This is a genomic window from Geotalea uraniireducens Rf4 (assembly GCF_000016745.1).
GTDB lineage: Bacteria > Desulfobacterota > Desulfuromonadia > Geobacterales > Geobacteraceae > Geotalea > Geotalea uraniireducens.
The window spans coordinates 3,761,455-3,778,841 of sequence record NC_009483.1 but is presented as its reverse complement, the minus strand read 5'-3'; the positions used below and the strand labels follow the sequence as shown (position 1 = coordinate 3,778,841).

At 51.1% G+C, this 17,387-nt stretch carries 26 protein-coding genes; all 26 read left to right on the top strand.

Annotated elements, in window-relative coordinates:
• Positions 1–11: 11 nt before the first annotated feature.
• Positions 12–1,055 (top strand): glycosyltransferase family 9 protein, encoded by a 1,044-nt coding sequence (locus tag GURA_RS16360; protein ID WP_011940040.1) that lies wholly within the window; start codon positions 12–14, stop codon positions 1,053–1,055.
• A gap of 19 nt (positions 1,056–1,074) precedes the next feature.
• Positions 1,075–2,115, top strand: a complete 1,041-nt coding sequence (waaC, locus tag GURA_RS16355; protein ID WP_011940039.1) for a lipopolysaccharide heptosyltransferase I — start codon at positions 1,075–1,077, stop codon at positions 2,113–2,115.
• Positions 2,116–2,299: 184 nt separating this feature from the next.
• The gene (locus GURA_RS16350; protein ID WP_011940038.1) at positions 2,300–3,250 is read left to right on the top strand and encodes a hypothetical protein; all 951 of its coding nucleotides are present in this window, start codon (positions 2,300–2,302) and stop codon (positions 3,248–3,250) included.
• A 38-nt stretch (positions 3,251–3,288) separates the two neighbouring features.
• Complete coding sequence (locus GURA_RS16345; protein WP_041245515.1) at positions 3,289–3,651, top strand: four helix bundle protein; 363 nt, start codon at positions 3,289–3,291, stop codon at positions 3,649–3,651.
• Positions 3,652–3,707: 56 nt separating this feature from the next.
• Positions 3,708–5,180 (top strand): D-glycero-beta-D-manno-heptose-7-phosphate kinase, encoded by a 1,473-nt coding sequence (gene rfaE1, locus GURA_RS16340; RefSeq protein WP_011940036.1) that lies wholly within the window; start codon positions 3,708–3,710, stop codon positions 5,178–5,180.
• 117 nt (positions 5,181–5,297) lie between these two features.
• On the top strand, positions 5,298–6,347 hold the full coding sequence (gmd, locus tag GURA_RS16335) for a GDP-mannose 4,6-dehydratase (protein ID WP_011940035.1): 1,050 nt from the start codon (positions 5,298–5,300) through the stop codon (positions 6,345–6,347).
• An 85-nt stretch (positions 6,348–6,432) separates the two neighbouring features.
• Positions 6,433–7,476: a GDP-L-fucose synthase family protein gene (locus tag GURA_RS16330; protein WP_011940034.1), complete on the top strand. Its 1,044-nt coding sequence runs from the start codon at positions 6,433–6,435 to the stop codon at positions 7,474–7,476.
• An 81-nt stretch (positions 7,477–7,557) separates the two neighbouring features.
• Positions 7,558–7,890, top strand: coding sequence for a hypothetical protein (locus tag GURA_RS16325; RefSeq protein ID WP_011940033.1), 333 nt, complete (start codon positions 7,558–7,560; stop codon positions 7,888–7,890).
• 88 nt (positions 7,891–7,978) lie between these two features.
• On the top strand, positions 7,979–8,194 hold the full coding sequence (locus tag GURA_RS16320; protein WP_011940032.1) for an addiction module protein: 216 nt from the start codon (positions 7,979–7,981) through the stop codon (positions 8,192–8,194).
• Positions 8,191–8,493: a hypothetical protein gene (locus tag GURA_RS16315; protein WP_011940031.1), complete on the top strand. Its 303-nt coding sequence runs from the start codon at positions 8,191–8,193 to the stop codon at positions 8,491–8,493. Before GURA_RS16320 ends, GURA_RS16315 begins: the two co-directional genes overlap by 4 nt.
• Before the next feature lie 58 nt (positions 8,494–8,551).
• The gene (locus GURA_RS16310; protein ID WP_011940030.1) at positions 8,552–8,962 is read left to right on the top strand and encodes a DnaA ATPase domain-containing protein; all 411 of its coding nucleotides are present in this window, start codon (positions 8,552–8,554) and stop codon (positions 8,960–8,962) included.
• A gap of 137 nt (positions 8,963–9,099) precedes the next feature.
• On the top strand, positions 9,100–9,348 hold the full coding sequence (locus GURA_RS16305; protein WP_011940029.1) for a hypothetical protein: 249 nt from the start codon (positions 9,100–9,102) through the stop codon (positions 9,346–9,348).
• Between the two features lie 16 nt (positions 9,349–9,364).
• Positions 9,365–9,661, top strand: a complete 297-nt coding sequence (locus GURA_RS16300) for a nucleotidyltransferase family protein (protein ID WP_011940028.1) — start codon at positions 9,365–9,367, stop codon at positions 9,659–9,661.
• On the top strand, positions 9,654–10,028 hold the full coding sequence (locus GURA_RS16295; RefSeq protein WP_041245513.1) for a HepT-like ribonuclease domain-containing protein: 375 nt from the start codon (positions 9,654–9,656) through the stop codon (positions 10,026–10,028). Before GURA_RS16300 ends, GURA_RS16295 begins: the two co-directional genes overlap by 8 nt.
• A 223-nt stretch (positions 10,029–10,251) precedes the next feature.
• Positions 10,252–10,503 (top strand): hypothetical protein, encoded by a 252-nt coding sequence (locus GURA_RS16290; protein ID WP_011940026.1) that lies wholly within the window; start codon positions 10,252–10,254, stop codon positions 10,501–10,503.
• Between the two features lie 165 nt (positions 10,504–10,668).
• Positions 10,669–10,857, top strand: coding sequence for a hypothetical protein (locus GURA_RS16285; protein WP_011940025.1), 189 nt, complete (start codon positions 10,669–10,671; stop codon positions 10,855–10,857).
• Positions 10,842–11,132: a type II toxin-antitoxin system RelE/ParE family toxin gene (locus tag GURA_RS16280; protein ID WP_011940024.1), complete on the top strand. Its 291-nt coding sequence runs from the start codon at positions 10,842–10,844 to the stop codon at positions 11,130–11,132. Before GURA_RS16285 ends, GURA_RS16280 begins: the two co-directional genes overlap by 16 nt.
• A 308-nt stretch (positions 11,133–11,440) precedes the next feature.
• Positions 11,441–11,728: a hypothetical protein gene (locus GURA_RS16275; RefSeq protein ID WP_011940023.1), complete on the top strand. Its 288-nt coding sequence runs from the start codon at positions 11,441–11,443 to the stop codon at positions 11,726–11,728.
• Between the two features lie 75 nt (positions 11,729–11,803).
• Complete coding sequence (locus GURA_RS16270; RefSeq protein WP_011940022.1) at positions 11,804–12,076, top strand: hypothetical protein; 273 nt, start codon at positions 11,804–11,806, stop codon at positions 12,074–12,076.
• Between the two features lie 128 nt (positions 12,077–12,204).
• On the top strand, positions 12,205–13,890 hold the full coding sequence (locus tag GURA_RS16265) for an HAD-IIIC family phosphatase (protein ID WP_011940021.1): 1,686 nt from the start codon (positions 12,205–12,207) through the stop codon (positions 13,888–13,890).
• A gap of 9 nt (positions 13,891–13,899) precedes the next feature.
• Positions 13,900–14,142 (top strand): acyl carrier protein, encoded by a 243-nt coding sequence (locus tag GURA_RS16260; RefSeq protein WP_011940020.1) that lies wholly within the window; start codon positions 13,900–13,902, stop codon positions 14,140–14,142.
• The gene (locus GURA_RS16255) at positions 14,132–14,716 is read left to right on the top strand and encodes a GNAT family N-acetyltransferase (protein WP_011940019.1); all 585 of its coding nucleotides are present in this window, start codon (positions 14,132–14,134) and stop codon (positions 14,714–14,716) included. The genes GURA_RS16260 and GURA_RS16255 overlap by 11 nt, the downstream gene beginning before the upstream one ends.
• Positions 14,709–15,143, top strand: a complete 435-nt coding sequence (locus tag GURA_RS16250) for a VOC family protein (RefSeq protein ID WP_198134484.1) — start codon at positions 14,709–14,711, stop codon at positions 15,141–15,143. Before GURA_RS16255 ends, GURA_RS16250 begins: the two co-directional genes overlap by 8 nt.
• On the top strand, positions 15,140–15,871 hold the full coding sequence (locus tag GURA_RS16245) for a class I SAM-dependent methyltransferase (RefSeq protein WP_011940017.1): 732 nt from the start codon (positions 15,140–15,142) through the stop codon (positions 15,869–15,871). The genes GURA_RS16250 and GURA_RS16245 overlap by 4 nt, the downstream gene beginning before the upstream one ends.
• 2 nt (positions 15,872–15,873) lie before the next feature.
• Positions 15,874–16,290 carry a sugar 3,4-ketoisomerase gene (locus GURA_RS16240; protein ID WP_011940016.1) on the top strand — a complete coding sequence of 139 codons (417 nt, stop codon included), beginning with the start codon at positions 15,874–15,876 and terminating at the stop codon, positions 16,288–16,290.
• Complete coding sequence (locus GURA_RS16235; protein ID WP_011940015.1) at positions 16,287–17,387, top strand: DegT/DnrJ/EryC1/StrS family aminotransferase; 1,101 nt, start codon at positions 16,287–16,289, stop codon at positions 17,385–17,387. Before GURA_RS16240 ends, GURA_RS16235 begins: the two co-directional genes overlap by 4 nt.

Below are 17,387 nucleotides of genomic sequence, written 5' to 3'. Positions count from 1 at the left end.
GGTGTAACTTCATGAAAGAAACCAGTAATATTCTGATAATAAAACCGGGCGCAATGGGTGACCTCTTGCAAATGACGCCGGTTATCAGGGCGCTCAAGAAGAAGTTGCCGGAGGCGCGGATCTCCATACTGGTCGGCAATGCAGCTTCTGTCGATCTGTTCAGGCACCATCCCCATGTGCATGAAACCATTGTCTTTGACAGAAGGGTCGCGCACCGCTCGTTGTCCTCCCTTTTGGGCCTTTGGCAACGCCTGCGCGGCGGTCATTACGATCTGGTGCTCAATTTCCAGCGGAGCAATCTAAAGTCCTGGTTTCTCGCCTCGGCTGCTTTTCCCTGCCGGGTCCTCGTCTATAACAAGGCCAGGGGCAGAACCGTGCACGCGGTGATCAACCACCTGGAAACCTTGGGCAGGCTCGGTATCAGCCCTTCGGATGTCGAAGAGCGCCTGGAGCTTTTTCTCGGGGACGAGGACGTGCAGCATGCGCAAGAGCTGTTCCGTTTAAATGGATTTGCCGGCAAGAGCGTCGTCGCCCTCAACCCCGGTGCCAGCAACCTGATAAAATGCTGGAGTACCGGGCAGTTTGCCGCCCTCGGCGATCGCCTGATGGATGAGCTGGGGGCGGAAGTGGTTGTCGTCGGCGGCAGCGAGCGGGAGCTGGCGCAGGATATATGCGCCCGGATGCGGCGCAAGCCGTTGAACCTGGTGGAGAAGACCTCCATGCTGCAATTGGGGGCGGTCCTCGCGCAATGCGCGCTGCTTGTCAGCGGCGATACCGGCCCGATGCACATGGCAACGGCGGTGGGGACGCCGGTGGTCGCCTTGTTCGGGGCGATCGAGCCGCGCCGGACCGGACCGGTGGGGGAGGGTCACCGGGTGATTCGCCATGCCGAGATTGAATGCGTCCCTTGCAATGCCAGGAAGTGCAGCAACCCCCATTACCTGGAATGCATGGAGCGGATTTCCGTGGACGAGGTCTTTGCCGCCGTGGCGCAGATGCTAGGTAAGTCCGACAGGCTCCTAGCGGAAAGAAAAACCGGAGGTCCTAAACAGTGAAGTGTGAGTCGGAGCGTTGATGCGGGTCCTGATCGTTAAAATGAGCGCCATGGGTGATATAATCCATGCCTTGCCGGTATTGGATTACCTGCACAAGGTTTCACCGGGGATCGAGATCGACTGGCTGGTCGAGGAGCCTTTCCTGGACGTTGTGGCCGGAAATCCGCTGATCAGCACGATCCATACGGCACGCACCAAGGTCTGGCGCAAGCGGCCTTTCGCCGTCAGTACATTTCGTGAGATCGGCGCATTGAAGCAGGCGTTGCAGGAGAGGGCATTCGATGTCGTTTTCGATATCCAGGGGAACATCAAGAGCGGCGTCTTCGGCTGGCTGAGCGGTGTCGACAACCGGATCGGCTTCAATGCCGACGTCCTCCAGGAACGGCTGAACATGATGTTCACGACGCGCCAGATACCGTTGCGGCCCCATGATTACCATATCACCGACCAGTACCTGCGGCTTGTCAGCGTCCCCTTCGGTCGCGATTTCAGGAAAATGCAGCTTTCATCCGACATTTACACGACGCCGGAGGACGACGCTGTCGCCGAGACACTTCTCTCCACCCTGGCCGACGGGCTGGTATTCCTGTTCCATTACGGGACCACCTGGCAGACCAAGTTCTGGAGCGAGAAGAGTTGGATCGAGCTGGGGAAGGCTTTGCTGGATAGGTTTTCGGAATCGTCAATCCTCCTTTCCTGGGGTAATGATACGGAGCGCCGTGTAGTAATGGGTATTGCCGCGGGTATCGGGCCCGGCGCCAGGGTGATTGAACGGTATTCGTTGAAAGGCTTGACCGCCCTGCTGAAGAAGGTCGATCTGGTGGTGGGAGGTGACACGGGCCCTGTGCATCTGGCCGCAGCGGTCGGCACGTCGACCGTTTCCTTTTACCGCTCTTCCGACGGCAAAAGGAGCGGTCCGCGAGGCGATGGTCATGTGATTGTCCAGTCCCCACTGCTGTGCGCCAGGTGTTTCAGGACACGATGTGACAAGGATGAGGAATGCCGGCAAAGCATAACGGTGGAAGCCGTTGTATGTGGTGTTGAAAAACTTTTAACCTAGATAAAAGGCTCATCTCGACCACGAATAGCACTAATGTTCACGAATAAAGGCAAGATAAAGTCCTGAGTCCTTTGGGATAAAAACAAAAAGCTTCAGGTCTTGTGTTTCAAGGATTTTTCATTTGTGTCATTCGTGGCTAAAAAAGGTTTCAAAAGCTCAAAAACGACTTTGAAAAGGGTATCCCATGAAATACAGACCAATTGATCTTTCCGGCGTCAAAACCTATCCTCTGGCCGAGCGGCAGAACAAGGTGAGCATTGCCCGGGATTTTGGCCGGCCGGTTTCTGCCGGCATGTCCGTTGCGGAGCTGCTGTCGGCCCTCCCGCCGCAGCTCGGCTCACAGGCGCTTCTCGGCGTGATCGATGCCATAGTCGATGCGCGCGCCAAGGGGAAACCGGTGGTGATGGCCATGGGAGCCCATGTGCTCAAATGCGGCCTGCAACCGGTGCTGAAAAGCCTCATCGAGGCGGATGCGATCACCGCATTCGCCCTGAACGGCGCCGGCTCAATTCACGATTACGAGATTTCACTGATCGGCGAGACCAGCGAGGACGTGGGCGCGGTGCTCCACTGCGGAACCTTCGGCATGGCAGAGGAGACGGGGCGCGACATAAACCTGGCGCTCAAGGATGGCGTTGCACTGGGACTCGGCTACGGCGAAGCGGTGGGTCGCTTCATCATCGACAACGACAACCCCTACCGGGAATACAGCCTTCTCGCCATTTGCGCGGAGCGGGAGATCCCGGTCACGGTCCATGTGGCGCTGGGGACCGACATCATCCACCAGCACCCCACTGCCGACGGGGCGGTGATCGGCGAGGCCTCCTACACGGATTTCAAGATCCTCACCTCGGTGGTCGCGGAACTGGGTGACGGCGGGGTGTACCTGAACGTGGGGAGCGCGGTGCTGCTCCCTGAGGTTTTCCTCAAGGCCCTTTCCATTGCCCAGAACCTGGGGCATCACGTGGACCACTTCACCACCGCCAACTTCGACATGCAGCAGCATTACCGCCCTTTGCAGAACGTTGTGAAGCGCCCCACCTCGGGCAAGAGCCGCGGCTACACCCTCACCGGGCATCATGAGATCATGTTGCCGCTCTTGGCGGCAGGCGTGCTGGATAGACTCAAGCGTTAAAACCGTTCGAAGTTCGACGTTCGAAGTTGGGGGAATGGGTGAAAATAAATAGATTCGAAGATATTGAGTCATGGAAAGAGGCCCGTCTCCTCGTTGCGGATGTATATAAGTTGTCGTGCTGCAATGACCGTGGCTTCAATGGCCAGATTCAGCGCGCAGCAATCTCGGTTATGTCCAATATTGCCGAGGGGTTTGAGAGGGGCAGCAATCGTGAATTTACCCAATATTTGATAATTGCCAGGGGATCAGCTGCAGAGGTTAAAAGCTTGGCTTATGCGGGTATGGATATTGGATATATAAGCACCGATGCCTTCAGAACGGTTTTCGGCCGTTGTACAAAAATTATTGGTCTGTTGAACGGTTTTATCAGCTTCTTAAAGAAATCTGACAGAAAAAAATAACGTAGTTCACTTCGAACCTCGAACCTCGAACATCGAACTTTTTCCGGAGGAAAACAGTGGAAAGAAAAGAGATTGAATCCCTCTTTACCCGCGCCAGGGAGATCCGTGCCCTGGTCATCGGTGATCTGATGCTCGATGAGTATTTGTGGGGGAAGGCGGAACGGATTTCCCCCGAGGCGCCGGTGCAGGTGGTAGATGTCACCCGCGAGGACCTGCGTCTTGGCGGCGCCGGGAACGTGGTCAACAATCTGGTGGCGCTCGGCTGCCAGGTGGCCGTCTGCAGCGTGATCGGCGGAGATGAAAACGGCAGCCACCTGCGTCATGCCTTTACAGGCAAGGGTGTTGACCTGACAGGGGTTTTCGAGGACCCGCTCCGGCTGACGAGCAAGAAAACCCGGGTAATTGCCGCCAACCAGCAGATCGTCCGCATCGACAGGGAATCCAGGGATGAAATATCCCTTGAGTTTGAGGAGAAGGTCCTTGATTTTATCGCTGCCGAGGCCGCCCGCTTCAACGTCATTCTTGTTTCGGATTACCTCAAGGGAGTGTTGACCCCGCGGGTTCTGGAGGCGGTCTGCGCTGCCGGCAGGCGTCTGGGCATTCCCGTGGTCGTCGATCCGAAGGGGAGTGATTACGGCAAATACCGCGGGGCGACCATCCTTACGCCGAACCGCAAGGAGGCTGAAACCGCTTCACGTATGTCGATCAGGACCGAGGAGGGTCTGACCAGGGCGGCAGAGACGTTGTTGGCCGGGCTGGAGCTGGACGCGCTCCTCATCACACGGAGCGAGGAGGGGATGTCTCTCTTCATGCAGGATGGCAGAACGGTCCATATCCCCACCGTGGCCCGCGAGGTGTACGATGTGACCGGCGCAGGCGATACGGTACTGTCGGTCCTGAGTGTAGGACTTGCCTGCGGCCTCGAGTTCGGAGAGGCGGCCCGTGTAGCCAACGTGGCGGCCGGTATTGCGGTGGGCAAGCTGGGGACCTCGACGGTTTCTCCCGGCGAGATTATAGCCGAGATCGGTCACGCCCACCCGGACAGCGATGCGAAGATCAAGAACCTGGATGCGCTTGCTGCTATCGTCAAAGCCGAAAAAACAAGGGGTAAACGGCTGGTATTCACCAACGGCTGTTTTGATCTCCTTCACGTGGGGCATGTGAAATACCTGCAGAAGGCGCGGACCTTCGGCGACCTGCTGGTAGTCGGGCTGAACAGCGACGCCTCGGTGCGCCGCCTGAAGGGGGCGGAGCGGCCCCTCATCGGCGAGGCTGAGCGGGCCCATATCCTGGCCGCCCTGGATTGCGTCGATTTCGTCGTTATTTTCGACGAGGACACGCCGCTCAGGCTGATTGAGACCCTCCAGCCGCAAGTCTTGGTCAAGGGTGGCGACTATACCCCTGAGCGTGTGGTGGGTAAGGAGGTGGTGGAGTCCTACGGCGGCAGGGTCGAGCTCGTCACCTTCGTCGACGGGAAATCCACCACGAACATCATCGAAAAGATTCGCACCGGGAGCATTAAAGAGTGACAGCATTGAATTGCCTTTATGGCCAAACTGTGGTAGATATCTATTCTTCATTTGGGTACGTTGATTTCTGTAAACCGGGAAAGTCAATCATTCAATAAACAAATAGACGGAGGCACCATGAAGAAGGCGTTAATTACCGGCATTACCGGTCAGGACGGTTCATATCTTGCCGAGTTGCTGCTGAAAAAGGGTTACGAGGTGCACGGACTCATCCGTCGTTCCTCATCTTTTAATACAGGCAGGATCAATCACATCTATCAGGACCCCCACGAATCCTCCGCCCGACTCTTCCTTCACTACGGCGATCTGAACGACGCCAGCTCCCTGAACAAGGTGCTGCGCGATGTAAAGCCCGAGGAGATTTACAATCTCGGCGCCCAGAGCCACGTCCGGGTCTCTTTCGATGTCCCGGAATACACCGGCGAGGTGGATGCCCTGGGGGCGGTGCGTATCCTCGAGGCGATCCGCGAGACCGAACTGAACACCCGGTTCTACCAGGCCTCCTCCTCCGAGCTCTACGGCAAGGTGGTGGAGACGCCGCAGAAGGAAACCACCCCCTTCTACCCCCGTTCCCCTTACGCCTGCGCCAAGGCCTATGCCTACTACATCACCGTCAACTACCGGGAAAGCTACAACCTCTTCGCCTGCAACGGCATCCTCTTCAACCACGAATCGCCCCGCCGCGGCGAAACCTTTGTCACGAGAAAGATCACCCGTGCCGCCGCCCGGATCAAGCTGGGGGTGCAGCCCTGTCTCTATCTCGGCAACCTTGACGCCAAGCGCGACTGGGGGTTTGCCGGCGATTATGTGGAGGCGATGTGGCTCATGCTTCAGCAGTCGGAGCCGGACGACTACGTGGTCGCAACCGGGGAAACCCATTCGGTGCGGGAATTTGCGGAAAAGGTCTTTGCCCGTCTGGACATGCCTTTGCAGTGGCAGGGTGAAGGTGTCCATGAAAAGGGGATTGACTCGAAGACGGGCAAGATCGTCATCGAGATCGACCCCAAGTATTTCCGGCCGGCAGAGGTGGATCTCCTCCTCGGCGACCCGACCAAGGCGAAAGAGCAGCTCAACTGGACACCGCGGACCGATTTTGAAGGGCTGGTCAACATGATGGTGGATGCGGACCTGCTGGAAGCTGAGCGGGAGAAGCGGGTCAATGGCTGAGTCATTTAACCACAGCAGAGTTGATTATAAAAGATTTGTTCTTTAAATTCGTGATCATTGGTGCAATTCGTGTTTGAGGTTTATGGTGGATAAGGATTCAAAAATATATGTGGCCGGACATAGGGGCTTGGTTGGTTCTGCCATTGTCAGGAAAATTGAAGCGGAAGGCTACAAAAATATAGTAGTAAGGACCAGTAGTGAGCTCGACCTGCGCAATCAGGCGGCAGTAGCTGACTTCTTTCATAAGGAAAAGCCTGAATACGTCTTCCTTGCCGCAGCCAAGGTCGGTGGCATTGTCGCCAATAACAGCTTCCCAGCCGAATTCATCTATGACAACCTGATGATCCAGACCAACGTCATCCACCATGCCTGGCTGAATGGCGTGACAAAGCTCCTCTTCCTCGGCAGCACCTGCATCTATCCGAAGTTGGCGCCGCAGCCGATCAAGGAGGAGTACCTGCTCACCGGCCCCCTTGAGCCCACCAACGAAGCTTACGCCATTGCCAAGATTGCCGGCATCAAGATGTGCCAGTCCTACAACCGTCAGTACGGCACCAGATTTGTCTCCGCCATGCCGACCAACCTCTACGGCCCCAATGATAACTTTGACCTGGAAACGTCCCATGTCCTTCCTGCGCTGATCCGCAAGTTTCACGAGGCAAAAATGGGGAACGGGGAACGGGGAACGGGGAACGGAGAAAAACACCAGGCGCACGTCACCATTTGGGGGTCGGGAACTCCAAAGCGGGAGTTCATCCACGTGGATGACCTGGCCGACGCCTGCCTGTTTCTAATGACATTGCCGGAAGAACAGTACCGTTCATTGCTAATTCCTGGTCCCCAGTCCCCAGTCCCTGCCTTGATCAACATCGGCAGCGGCGAGGAGGTCACCATCAGTGAACTGGCGCTGCGGATCAAGGAAATAGTCGGCTTTGCCGGCGAACTGGTCTTCGATTCAACCAAGCCCGACGGCACGCCGCGCAAGCTTTCCGACGTCTCGCGGATTCATGCCATTGGCTGGAAACATAAGATTAATCTGGAAGAGGGACTGCGTAACGTGTACCGATGGTATCTGAAAAGCGTGGCCGGGGCGGATACCGAGACGCATGATGGGTTTTCGGTTTACTGAACATTATGAAACCCCGCGTGACCCCAGATTTCGTTGGAGGTTTTTGTTATGGATGAGAATGATCTAGTACGTATTGAGCAGATGTTGATTAAGGTCGTTGATGCTAAGCTGGGAGATGTTTCCGCTAAGTTCGATGCCAAGCTGGAAAGTGTTTCCACTATGTTCGATGCCAAGCTGGAACAATTCAAACACGAAATCATTGCCGAGTTTGACCACCAAATAACGCTGCAAACTGAAGGGTTTCAGCATGGGCTGACTGTTGTGGCTGAAGGGCACCAGATGCTTTCGGAGAAGCTTGAGCGGGTCGAGACGAGTCTCTGCGAGAAAATTGATAGAATTGCCGCTGATGTAGCTGCCCACCGGGCGGATACCGAGGCGCATCGCGGGGTGTATCGGGTGAAGGAAGGGGATTAAGGATTTGTTGAGTGGGGGTGATTTGTGCGTGGCTAATGTCCGAAAGTCTAGCCTGACCACGCAAGTCGCATAAGAATGGAGGCTGGTTATGGGAGTGGCAATCAAGTTGGAGAATCTGACAACGGCGGAAAAGATCAGTGTCATGGAACGCTTGTGGGAAGATTTGTGCCGGAACGCCAGCGAAACACTTTCACCCCCATGGCATGGAGATGTCCTCGCCCAGCGCGAAGAAGCCGTAACGGTTGGTGAAGCTTGCTTCATTGACTGGGACGATGCCAAAAAGAAGATCCGTGAATCGCTATGAAGAAGATTCGCCTTTTTGAAGCAGCATCACAGGATCTGACGGATGGCTTTCATTTCTATGAAAAACAGGAAAGCGGTCTTGGAGGGTATTTCCTCGATTCGCTTTTCTCTGATATAGATTCATTGCTCATCCACGCAGGCATTCATCCTGCATTTTTTCTCGTATATTACCGGATGCTTTCAAAGCGGTTTCCGTTTGCTGTCTACTATCGAATCGATGGCAACGATATTCTCGTATATGCGATTCTTGATTGCAGAAAAAATCCGGCATGGGCGAGAAGTCGTTTGAGAAATGCCTAAGCGCTGAGTACCGGGGGAAGTAAGAGTTCCCGCTGGCAGCCTGTCCCTTTCTGAAGAAATGGAGGATAAAATGTCTGCAAATCTTCTATTCGTCTACGGTCCTTCAGGGGCTGGGAAAACCAGGCTTCTCAAGATGATAACCGAGACCTTGCACGGGGTCCAAAGCGTCATGAGGGTCGGCAGTGAGCAGGTCGTCGATGAGATGGCACAATCTGTCGTACAGGGCAAATTTGCTGATTATTTCAACAGATATACCATGATTACGAATCTTCTTGTTGACAACCTCTGGATTTTGCGGTCTCGTCCCGCTGCTGCTAGAGAGATGGGGAGGCTGATAGAGGCACGGATGGCCCACGGAAATCTTACGGTACTTGCATCCGATCTCGTATATCAGGATGTGATACGTTCTTTGCCAGCCATAGGGGGTTGTCTTAAACAAAAGAGCGCAATTCACCTGAATATGATTTAAGCCGATAAGGAAGGCGCATCATGGGATGTATCAGGTGAAGGAAGATGATTTGAGGCAATTTTGAGTTTTGAATTTTGTGTTGTAAACCTTTGTTTGCCACGGATGTTCATGGACATTCACGGCTAACGGAGGAACGTATGAAAAAAGAGAATATGGAAGTTTTACTCGAAGATATCAGCAGCAAGTTTGACCTGGTCCTCGAAGGGCATGAAGTGCTTCGCAGTGAGATTCGTGAGCTTGGCCGCAAGACCGATGAACGCTTTGATCTGGTTGATTTCAAGATCGACACCCTGAACAAGAAAATCGATGCCGTCGCCGATGATGTAGCTGCCCATCGGGCCGATACCGAGGCGCATGATGGGGTTTATCGGGTGAAGGAAGGGTAAGTATTGAGGAGGAGCTATGGAGCGCACGACCGGTCAAATAATTGATTTTTTGCGTAGCCACAAAGACTTTTTTGCAACAGAGTTTAAGGTAAAAAGGATTGGAATATTCGGGTCTTACGCGAGGGGCGATGTTACTGAAGAGAGTGATATTGATATTGTGGTAGAACTGGAAAAGCCTGATTTATATTATCTGATAGGAGTGAAGCAGGCAGTTGAAGAAGCCTTGGGTGGTAAAGTTGACGTGGTAAGGCTTAGAGACAAAATGAATGAAACCCTGAAACGCAGAATAGAGCAGGATGCTATATATGTATGACAGGGAGCTGCTTCTTGAGGATTTCAAGAATATTATCTGGGCATTGGATCAAATATTCAAAAGATTTCAAGCAATTCAATCAAGTGATGATTTCCTGAAAGACGATATTGGTCTTGAGAAGCTGGACAGTATTTGCATGCAGCTGATTAATATCGGAGAGGTATTAAAGCAGGTAGATAAATTGACAGATTCAAAACTACTTGTCAATTATCCTGAAATAGACTGGAAAAAGGCAAAGGGAATGAGGGATATTATTACTCACCACTATTTCGATATTGATGCGGAAACAATATATGTGGTTTGTTCAGAGCATGTTCCCGAAATGAAAAAAGTCATAGCAAGAATCCTGATTGATCAAGGGGCATGATATTCTTTCCTTGTGTCCCTGTTGAGATTGGTCTAGATTGTCTGCTCTGCCTCGTATCGGGCGGATACTGAGGCGCATCACGGGGTGTATCGGGTGAAGGAAAGCATTTGAACGTAGACTGTAGACCGTAGAACGTAGAACCCTGATATATCTGGTGATTGAGCGTTTTGAGCTGGTAATAGGAAAGGCTCTATTCCAGCTAAGCGGAGACAAGGAGGTTTTGATGCAAAAAGATCATCTGGAAATACTGCTTGAAGATATACGGAGCAAATTTGATTTGGTGCTTGAGGGGCATGAATCTCTTAGGGCAGAGATCCGTGATACCCGTAGTGAATTAAATGAAAAAATTGAGCACAATTCATTTCTAATTAATGTACTTAACGAAAAAATCGACAGTGTCGCTGCAGACTTGGCTGCGCACCGGACTGATACCGAGGCCCACCATGGAGTTTATCGGGTGAAGGAAAGCATTTGAACGTAGAACGTAGATGTATCGGGTGATTGAACATTATGATGTGGGAATAGGAAATGGGGACTGTCAAAAGTTGAGATCTGACCCTTGTGCTTCTCCCTTATGCTTCTCCAAGTGAGCGAAGCAAACGGGCGAGAGAGAAAGGGACCGGTTTTTAAGGAGCATGGCGTGAATACTGCTAAGGATGATGTAAAGAACTTGCTGAACAAGCTTCCCGACAATTGTTCCCTGGAGGATATCCAGTACCATCTCTATGTCATCGAAAAGATTCAGCATGGCCTTCAGGTGGCAGAAGAACAGGGTACTTACTCTCAGGAGGAGGCTGAAGCTCGCCTTAAGAAATGGCACACAGCGTAAGATGGTCGCCTCAGGCGCTGGCAGATGTTGAAGCGATAGCAGAGTACATCGAAAGGGATTCCCCCTTTTATGCAAAGGCGGTCGTTACGAAAATCATCGGCGTCACGAGGCAACTCTCGGAATTCCCCCTTTCGGGGCGTGTTGTGCCGGAGATGAAGGACGATGCGTTCAGAGAGCATTTCGTGTTCAGCTACAGGGTTATTTATCGTATTGAAGGGGAACTCATAACTGTTGCTGCTGTCGTCCACGGAAAGCGCTTATTAAGATCGGAATAGGACGGCAGATAAGGCCTTTGGAACTTGTATTCTTGGAAGCCTGATCCTGGCGGCTTGCCCCCTTTTGATTCGAGAACGCGCTTGTCCTGTATAAGGGGCGTCCTGATAAAGCTGGGGGTTTGTGGACCGTTTTTACTTTGTGGTCATGAAGGAAGGGCGGCTGAAGGTGGCGTTGAGTTTTGATGAGCATTTCATACAGGCAGGTTTTGAAGTGCCGCTGTTGGGCGGGTAGCAGGGAACGGGGAGCTGAGGACTTGTAGAAACAAGTCAACAAATCAACTACGTCCCCCTTTAGCTCCCTTCCCACTATGTTCGATGCCAAGCTGGAAAGTGTTTCCGCTAAGTTCGATGCCAAGCTGGAACATTTCAAGCACGAAATTATTGCCGAGTTTGACCACCAAATAACGCTGCAAACTGAAGGGTTTCAGCATGGGCTGACAGTTGTGGCTGAAGGACACCAGATGCTTTCGGAGAAACTGGAACAGGTCGAGACGAGTCTCTGCGAGAAAATAGATAGAATTGCCGCTGATGTAGCTGCCCACCGGGCGGATACCGAGGCGCATCGCGGGGTGTATCGGGTGAAGGAAGGGGATTAGGGGCAATTTTGAGTTTTGAATTTTGAGTTGTAAACCTTTGTTTGTCACGGACGTTCACGGATAACGGAGGAACGTATGAAAAAAGAGAATTTGGAAGTCTTACTCGAAGATATCAGCAGCAAATTCGATCTGGTTCTTGAAAGTCATGCTGCTCTTGACAGAAAGATTGATAACCGATTTGATGAGCTGAATGAAAAGATCGAGCATAACTCCTTTATGATTGGGGCATTGAATAAAAAGATTGATGCCGTAGATGAACGCCTCAGCAAGAAGATGGATGCCGTGTCTGCCGACCTTTCCGCTCACCGGGCCGATACCGAGGCGCATCATGGGGTGTATATCGGGTGAAGGAAAGCATTTGAACGTAGAACCTGATGTATTGGGTGATTGAACATTATAATGTGGGAATAGGAAGTGGGGTGTCATGAGCTGAGATTTGACCCTTCTGTTTCTCTTATCAGGTAAAGGGTGATCTGATGGATTTAATTCAACGCCATTTAAATACGAGTTTCTGGCGCTATGAAGCGCAATCTACACTATTTGCGACCCGTCCTAGTCGACTTGCTTTGCAAAGCATTGTCCCGGATGTGGCTGGAATGAAAAAAATCTTCGTGAATGTATGGCGCAACCATGCTTTTGAACCTGTTGCCAGCTTAACACTCCCTTATATTGCTTATGGTTGTTGGCAAGCCGAGTTCAGGCTCGGTGACTACGATGATACACTGATGTTTGCAAATCACACTCCGGCGGATGTTGAACTAATCTGGCTCGATAGCAGTCGTTACCTTTCTAATACGAGTTTCGCGGCATGGACCGAGTGGCTGATCGCCAGACTGAAAGCGTTGCGGAGCGCCACCACCGCACCGGTTATTATTGCTACCTGGCTGGAAAATGATGCGCAGCGGATAGAACTGCAAACATCTTTCACGTCAATGCCAGCAGTTTATTTCGCCGATGTCGGTGCTGTCTGCAGCGAAGCCGGTGTCAATCTGATCGATTTTCGCAGTGTCGCTATGGCCGGTACGCCGGTCAGTAATGCTGCCCAGCCTCTAATAGCACGGAAACTGGCTTGTCACTGGTTACCTGCAGCGGTGTTCCCCCCCATGAAAGCAGTGGCACTCGATCTCGACAATACCCTGCATATTGGAGTCTTGGGTGAAGATGGAATTAAAGGGGTCCAACTTTCGCAGCAACATCGTAATTTTCAATTCTTTTTAAAGTCACTGCTGCAACGCGGAATTTTTATCACACTTGTGTCTCGTAATGAGCGTCCAGATGTTGAAACTCTATTTAACAAACGTGACGACTATCCACTGAAGTGGGGCGATTTCTCGGTCACGGAAGTGTCGTGGGGGGAGAAGGCCACCGCTATCAAGCGTATTGCCGACACATTACGTATTTCACCAGACGCAGTGCTTTTTGTTGACGATAACCCTGGCGAGTTAGCGTCGGTTGCGGCACAACTGCCGCAAGTGCACACAGTGTTTGCCAATCTGGATGCTAGCCTGACACAACTGGCAGTGGAACATTTCCCTGGTTTATGGCGCTGGAAAATCGAAGATGAAGACGCTAAGCGGGTGCAGGATATGAAGGCCAATGCTGAGCGCGAAAAATTGCTTGCAGAAACTTTTGATACGGCAGACTATTTCCGTAGTCTGGAAGTCTCGCTGACCTACCACTACAATCCTGTTAATCAGCTATCCAGATTAGCCGATTTGTGCAATAAAACCAACCAGTTTAATCTTGCACTTCGGCGTTTCAATCAAGCCGAAGTGGCTGAACGCCTAGAGTGCGTCAATGCTTGCGTGGCCAGTGTGCATATGAAGGACCGCCTGTCTGATAGCGGTGTGATTGCTGTGCTCGTATGCGAGCGCAATAATGATCAACTAATTGTTGAAGAATTATGTGTTAGTTGCCGCGCCTTAGGGCGCCAGTTGGAAGATACGATTATTCTTGGTGCAATCCGTGGCATGTCGCTGTTTACCGGGTGTCGTAAAGTTGCATTCCGAGTGCTGCATGGACCTCGTAATCAACCAGCGCTTAAATGGTTGTCGCGTTTGTTCGCTATGGTTGAGGTGCCGGAGCCTGGACTTTACACCCTGCAGGCTGAACGGATAGAAAACTTTGTCTCAACCGATGGTATCACATTGATCAAGGAGTAAATTATATCTATGCATCGCAATCAGATTGAACAAACAGTGCTGAGCGTACTCGAGGCGTTTCTCAAGTGCCAGCTAAAGCTCGGTGACGACATTTGTCGCCAGAATGCTTCCGATTGGGACTCGCTGAAGCACATTGAAATCATGTTCGCTCTCGAAGAAGAATTAGGTGTTGAGTTTTCACAAGAAGAATTGGCCAAGCTTGACAGTGTGGTCAAAATAGTTGACGCGGTACTGGCTAAACATGCGGCATAATATTATTGTTGAGGGCTTCGCCTTCCGCCTGAGACTAATAACTGATGAAGATGCCGCCTTCGTCATTGAGTTGCGTACCAACCCCGCACTCAATTCTTATCTACATGCTGGTTCCAACCGCATTGAGGATCAGTTGGCGTGGTTGAACCTTTATTATGCCCGCACAAACGATTATTACTTTGTTTTGGAGCGTAGGGATAATGGCGCAGCCGAAGGGGTCGTCTCAATTTACGACATCGATCCGCAGGCCAAGACCGGAGAGTGGGGCCGCTGGATACTCAAGGAAGGTTCACTCGCGGCGATAGAATGCGCATGGTTGATATATCGTGTGGTTTTCGAGATTCTGAATCTTGACTCTGTGCATTGCCGCACAGTTGCCGACAATGTCAAGGTAGTGTCGTTTCACGATTCGTGCGGCATTTCAGAACGTAGGCTATTGCCCCAGCATTTTGAAATTAGAGGCTTGCGCTTTGATGCTGTTGAGCATTGTCTGGACCGTACAGGTTGGAACTGTATTGTGCGCCGGCTTGAAGAATTGGCAAAGCTTACTGCAAAGAGGGTATTACGTGGCTGATTTACATAAAATGCCGGAAGGATACGAGTTCCATCACTTAGGTTATGCCACCGAATCGATTGAGCGCGAACGACAGTTTTTCGAGTATATGGGATATTGTCAGGAAGGCGATTTGTTTGCCGATCCCGTGCAGGGCATATCCGGCTGCTTTCTTGTTGGTCCCGGACCAAGGGTTGAGTTGCTGGAAAATTTGCCAGGGTCTGTAACGCTGACACCATGGATCAATGCAGGCGTAAAGATGTATCACTTTGCGTACTGGGTCGATGATCTTGACTCTGCCATTAACTGGGCTCGTGCAAAGCGTGCAAAGATGATTGTTGAGCAGGTTCCAGCAGTTGCTTTTGATTTGTGCCGCATCGGCTTTGTCATGTTTCCCAACAGAATGATGCTAGAATTAATTGAAAGAACAAACAAGGTAAACATATGAATTCTGTCATTGGTGAAAAAAAAAGATTACAAACCATATCTGAAATGTCGATGTATTCATCTGGCGTGATGTCGACAGCTATCTCATATTGCTTTAAGATTGTCTCTCGATTTATAAATGGTGAATCTATATTAGAAATGGGACCTGCCGAAGGAGTGATGACAGGATTGTTGGCAACCCTTAATAAAAAGATGGCTATAGTGGAAGGATCTAGCCTCTTTTGTGATGATCTAAGAAAACGTTTTCCTCAGGCAGAAATTGTGAATGCGCTTTTTGAGGAATTTAATCCATCAGTGAAATTTGACACCATCATCCTCGGTCATGTGCTTGAACATGTAAATGATCCGGTTGATATTCTTTCTCGCGCAAAAATGTGGCTTAAGCCTGATGTCGGTCGCATTTTTGCAGCGGTACCCAACGCGCACTCATTGCACCGTCAGGCTGCAGTAGTCATGGGTATTCTGACAGCGGAAGATTCTTTAAATGAAATGGATGTTCATCATGGTCATCGTAGAGTGTTCAATCCTGAATCGTTTCGAGATGCTTTCTATGTAGCAGGATTGAATATTGAAGTCTTTGGTGGCTACTGGTTGAAACCGGTTTCCAACAAGCAAATCGAAGACAATTGGACACCGCAGATGCTCGATGCGTTCATGCAACTTGGTGAACGTTACCCAGATATCGCTGGCGAAATATACATTGTTGCTTTACGTAATACGGGTAGTTAAAGATGCCATTATCGGACTGCAAAATCACTGATTTGCCAAAAATCACTGACCCTCGTGGTAACCTTACCTTCATTGAAGGGGAAGGAAGGCATATTCCTTTCGACATCAAACGCGTCTACTATCTCTACGATGTTCCAGGTGGTGCAGAACGTGGTGGACATGGGCACAAGGCATTGCACCAGTTGATTATCGCCATGTCCGGTAGTTTTGATGTCGTACTGGATGACGGCAATGAAAAGAAGCGCTTTCATCTTAATCGATCTTACTACGGCCTGTATGTTCGCCCAATGATTTGGCGTGAACTTGACAATTTCTCATCCGGGTCAGTCTGCATGGTCCTGGCGTCAAATCTCTATGATGAAGAAGATTACTATCGAGACTATGAGTCGTTTATCAAAGCCGTAAGAGGTGGAAATTGAAAGTTCCTTTTCTCGATTTGAAAGCACAGTATCTCGAACTCCAAGACGAATTTGATGCTGCCTACCGCCGGGTGATGGATTCAGGCTGGTACATCCTCGGCAAAGAACTTGAAGCGTTTGAGGCTGAATTTGCCGTTTATTGCCAGGTAAAGCACTGCATAGGCGTGGGGAACGGTCTTGATGCACTGCACCTTATTCTGCGCGCATCCGGCATCGGGCCTGGCGATGAGGTTATCGTTCCCACCAATACCTATATCGCGACATGGCTTGCCGTCACCTATTCAGGAGCAACGCCTGTGCCCGTCGAGCCAGACGAGCAAACCTACAATATTAACCCATCCCGCATTGAAAGCGCCATTACCGAATGCACCAAAGCCATCATGCCGGTACATCTCTACGGACAACCTGCAGACATGGACAGAATCAACGAAATTGCAGTTCGCCATGGCCTCAAAGTTTTTGAAGATTCAGCCCAAGCCCACGGGGCGAAGTACAAAGGCCGGAGAACCGGTGGTTTAGGGGATGCAGCCGGTTTCAGCTTTTATCCAGGAAAGAACCTCGGTGCCTTTGGTGATGGGGGCGCCGTAACGACCAACGACGATGACCTAGCAGAAATAATAAGGATTCTGAGGAATTATGGTTCACAGATCAAGTATCACAATGAAGTGATGGGATTCAATTCCCGTCTCGACGAGTTACATGCGGCAATGCTGCGGGTAAAACTGGCAAAGCTGGATGAGTGGAATGAACGGCGCAAGCAGGTAGCAGCACTGTATTTTGACCAATTAACATCAAATACGAACCTTGTTCTTCCGTGTGTTCCGGACTGGGCCGATCCTGTGTGGCACCTGTTTGTCGTCAGATCAAAAAAACGTGGTGAGCTGCAAAAGCAGTTAACTGATGCTAGGATTGGAACCATGATTCACTACCCTATACCGCCTCATTTGCAAGAGGCATATTCGGAACTTGGTTATGGGAAAGGGAGTTTTCCTATTTCTGAGAAAGTACATAACGAAGTTTTGAGTCTGCCGATGGGACCTTCTATGTCACCCTCTCAAGTGTCGATGGTTACCGAAACAGTACGCCGGTTGGTTTAG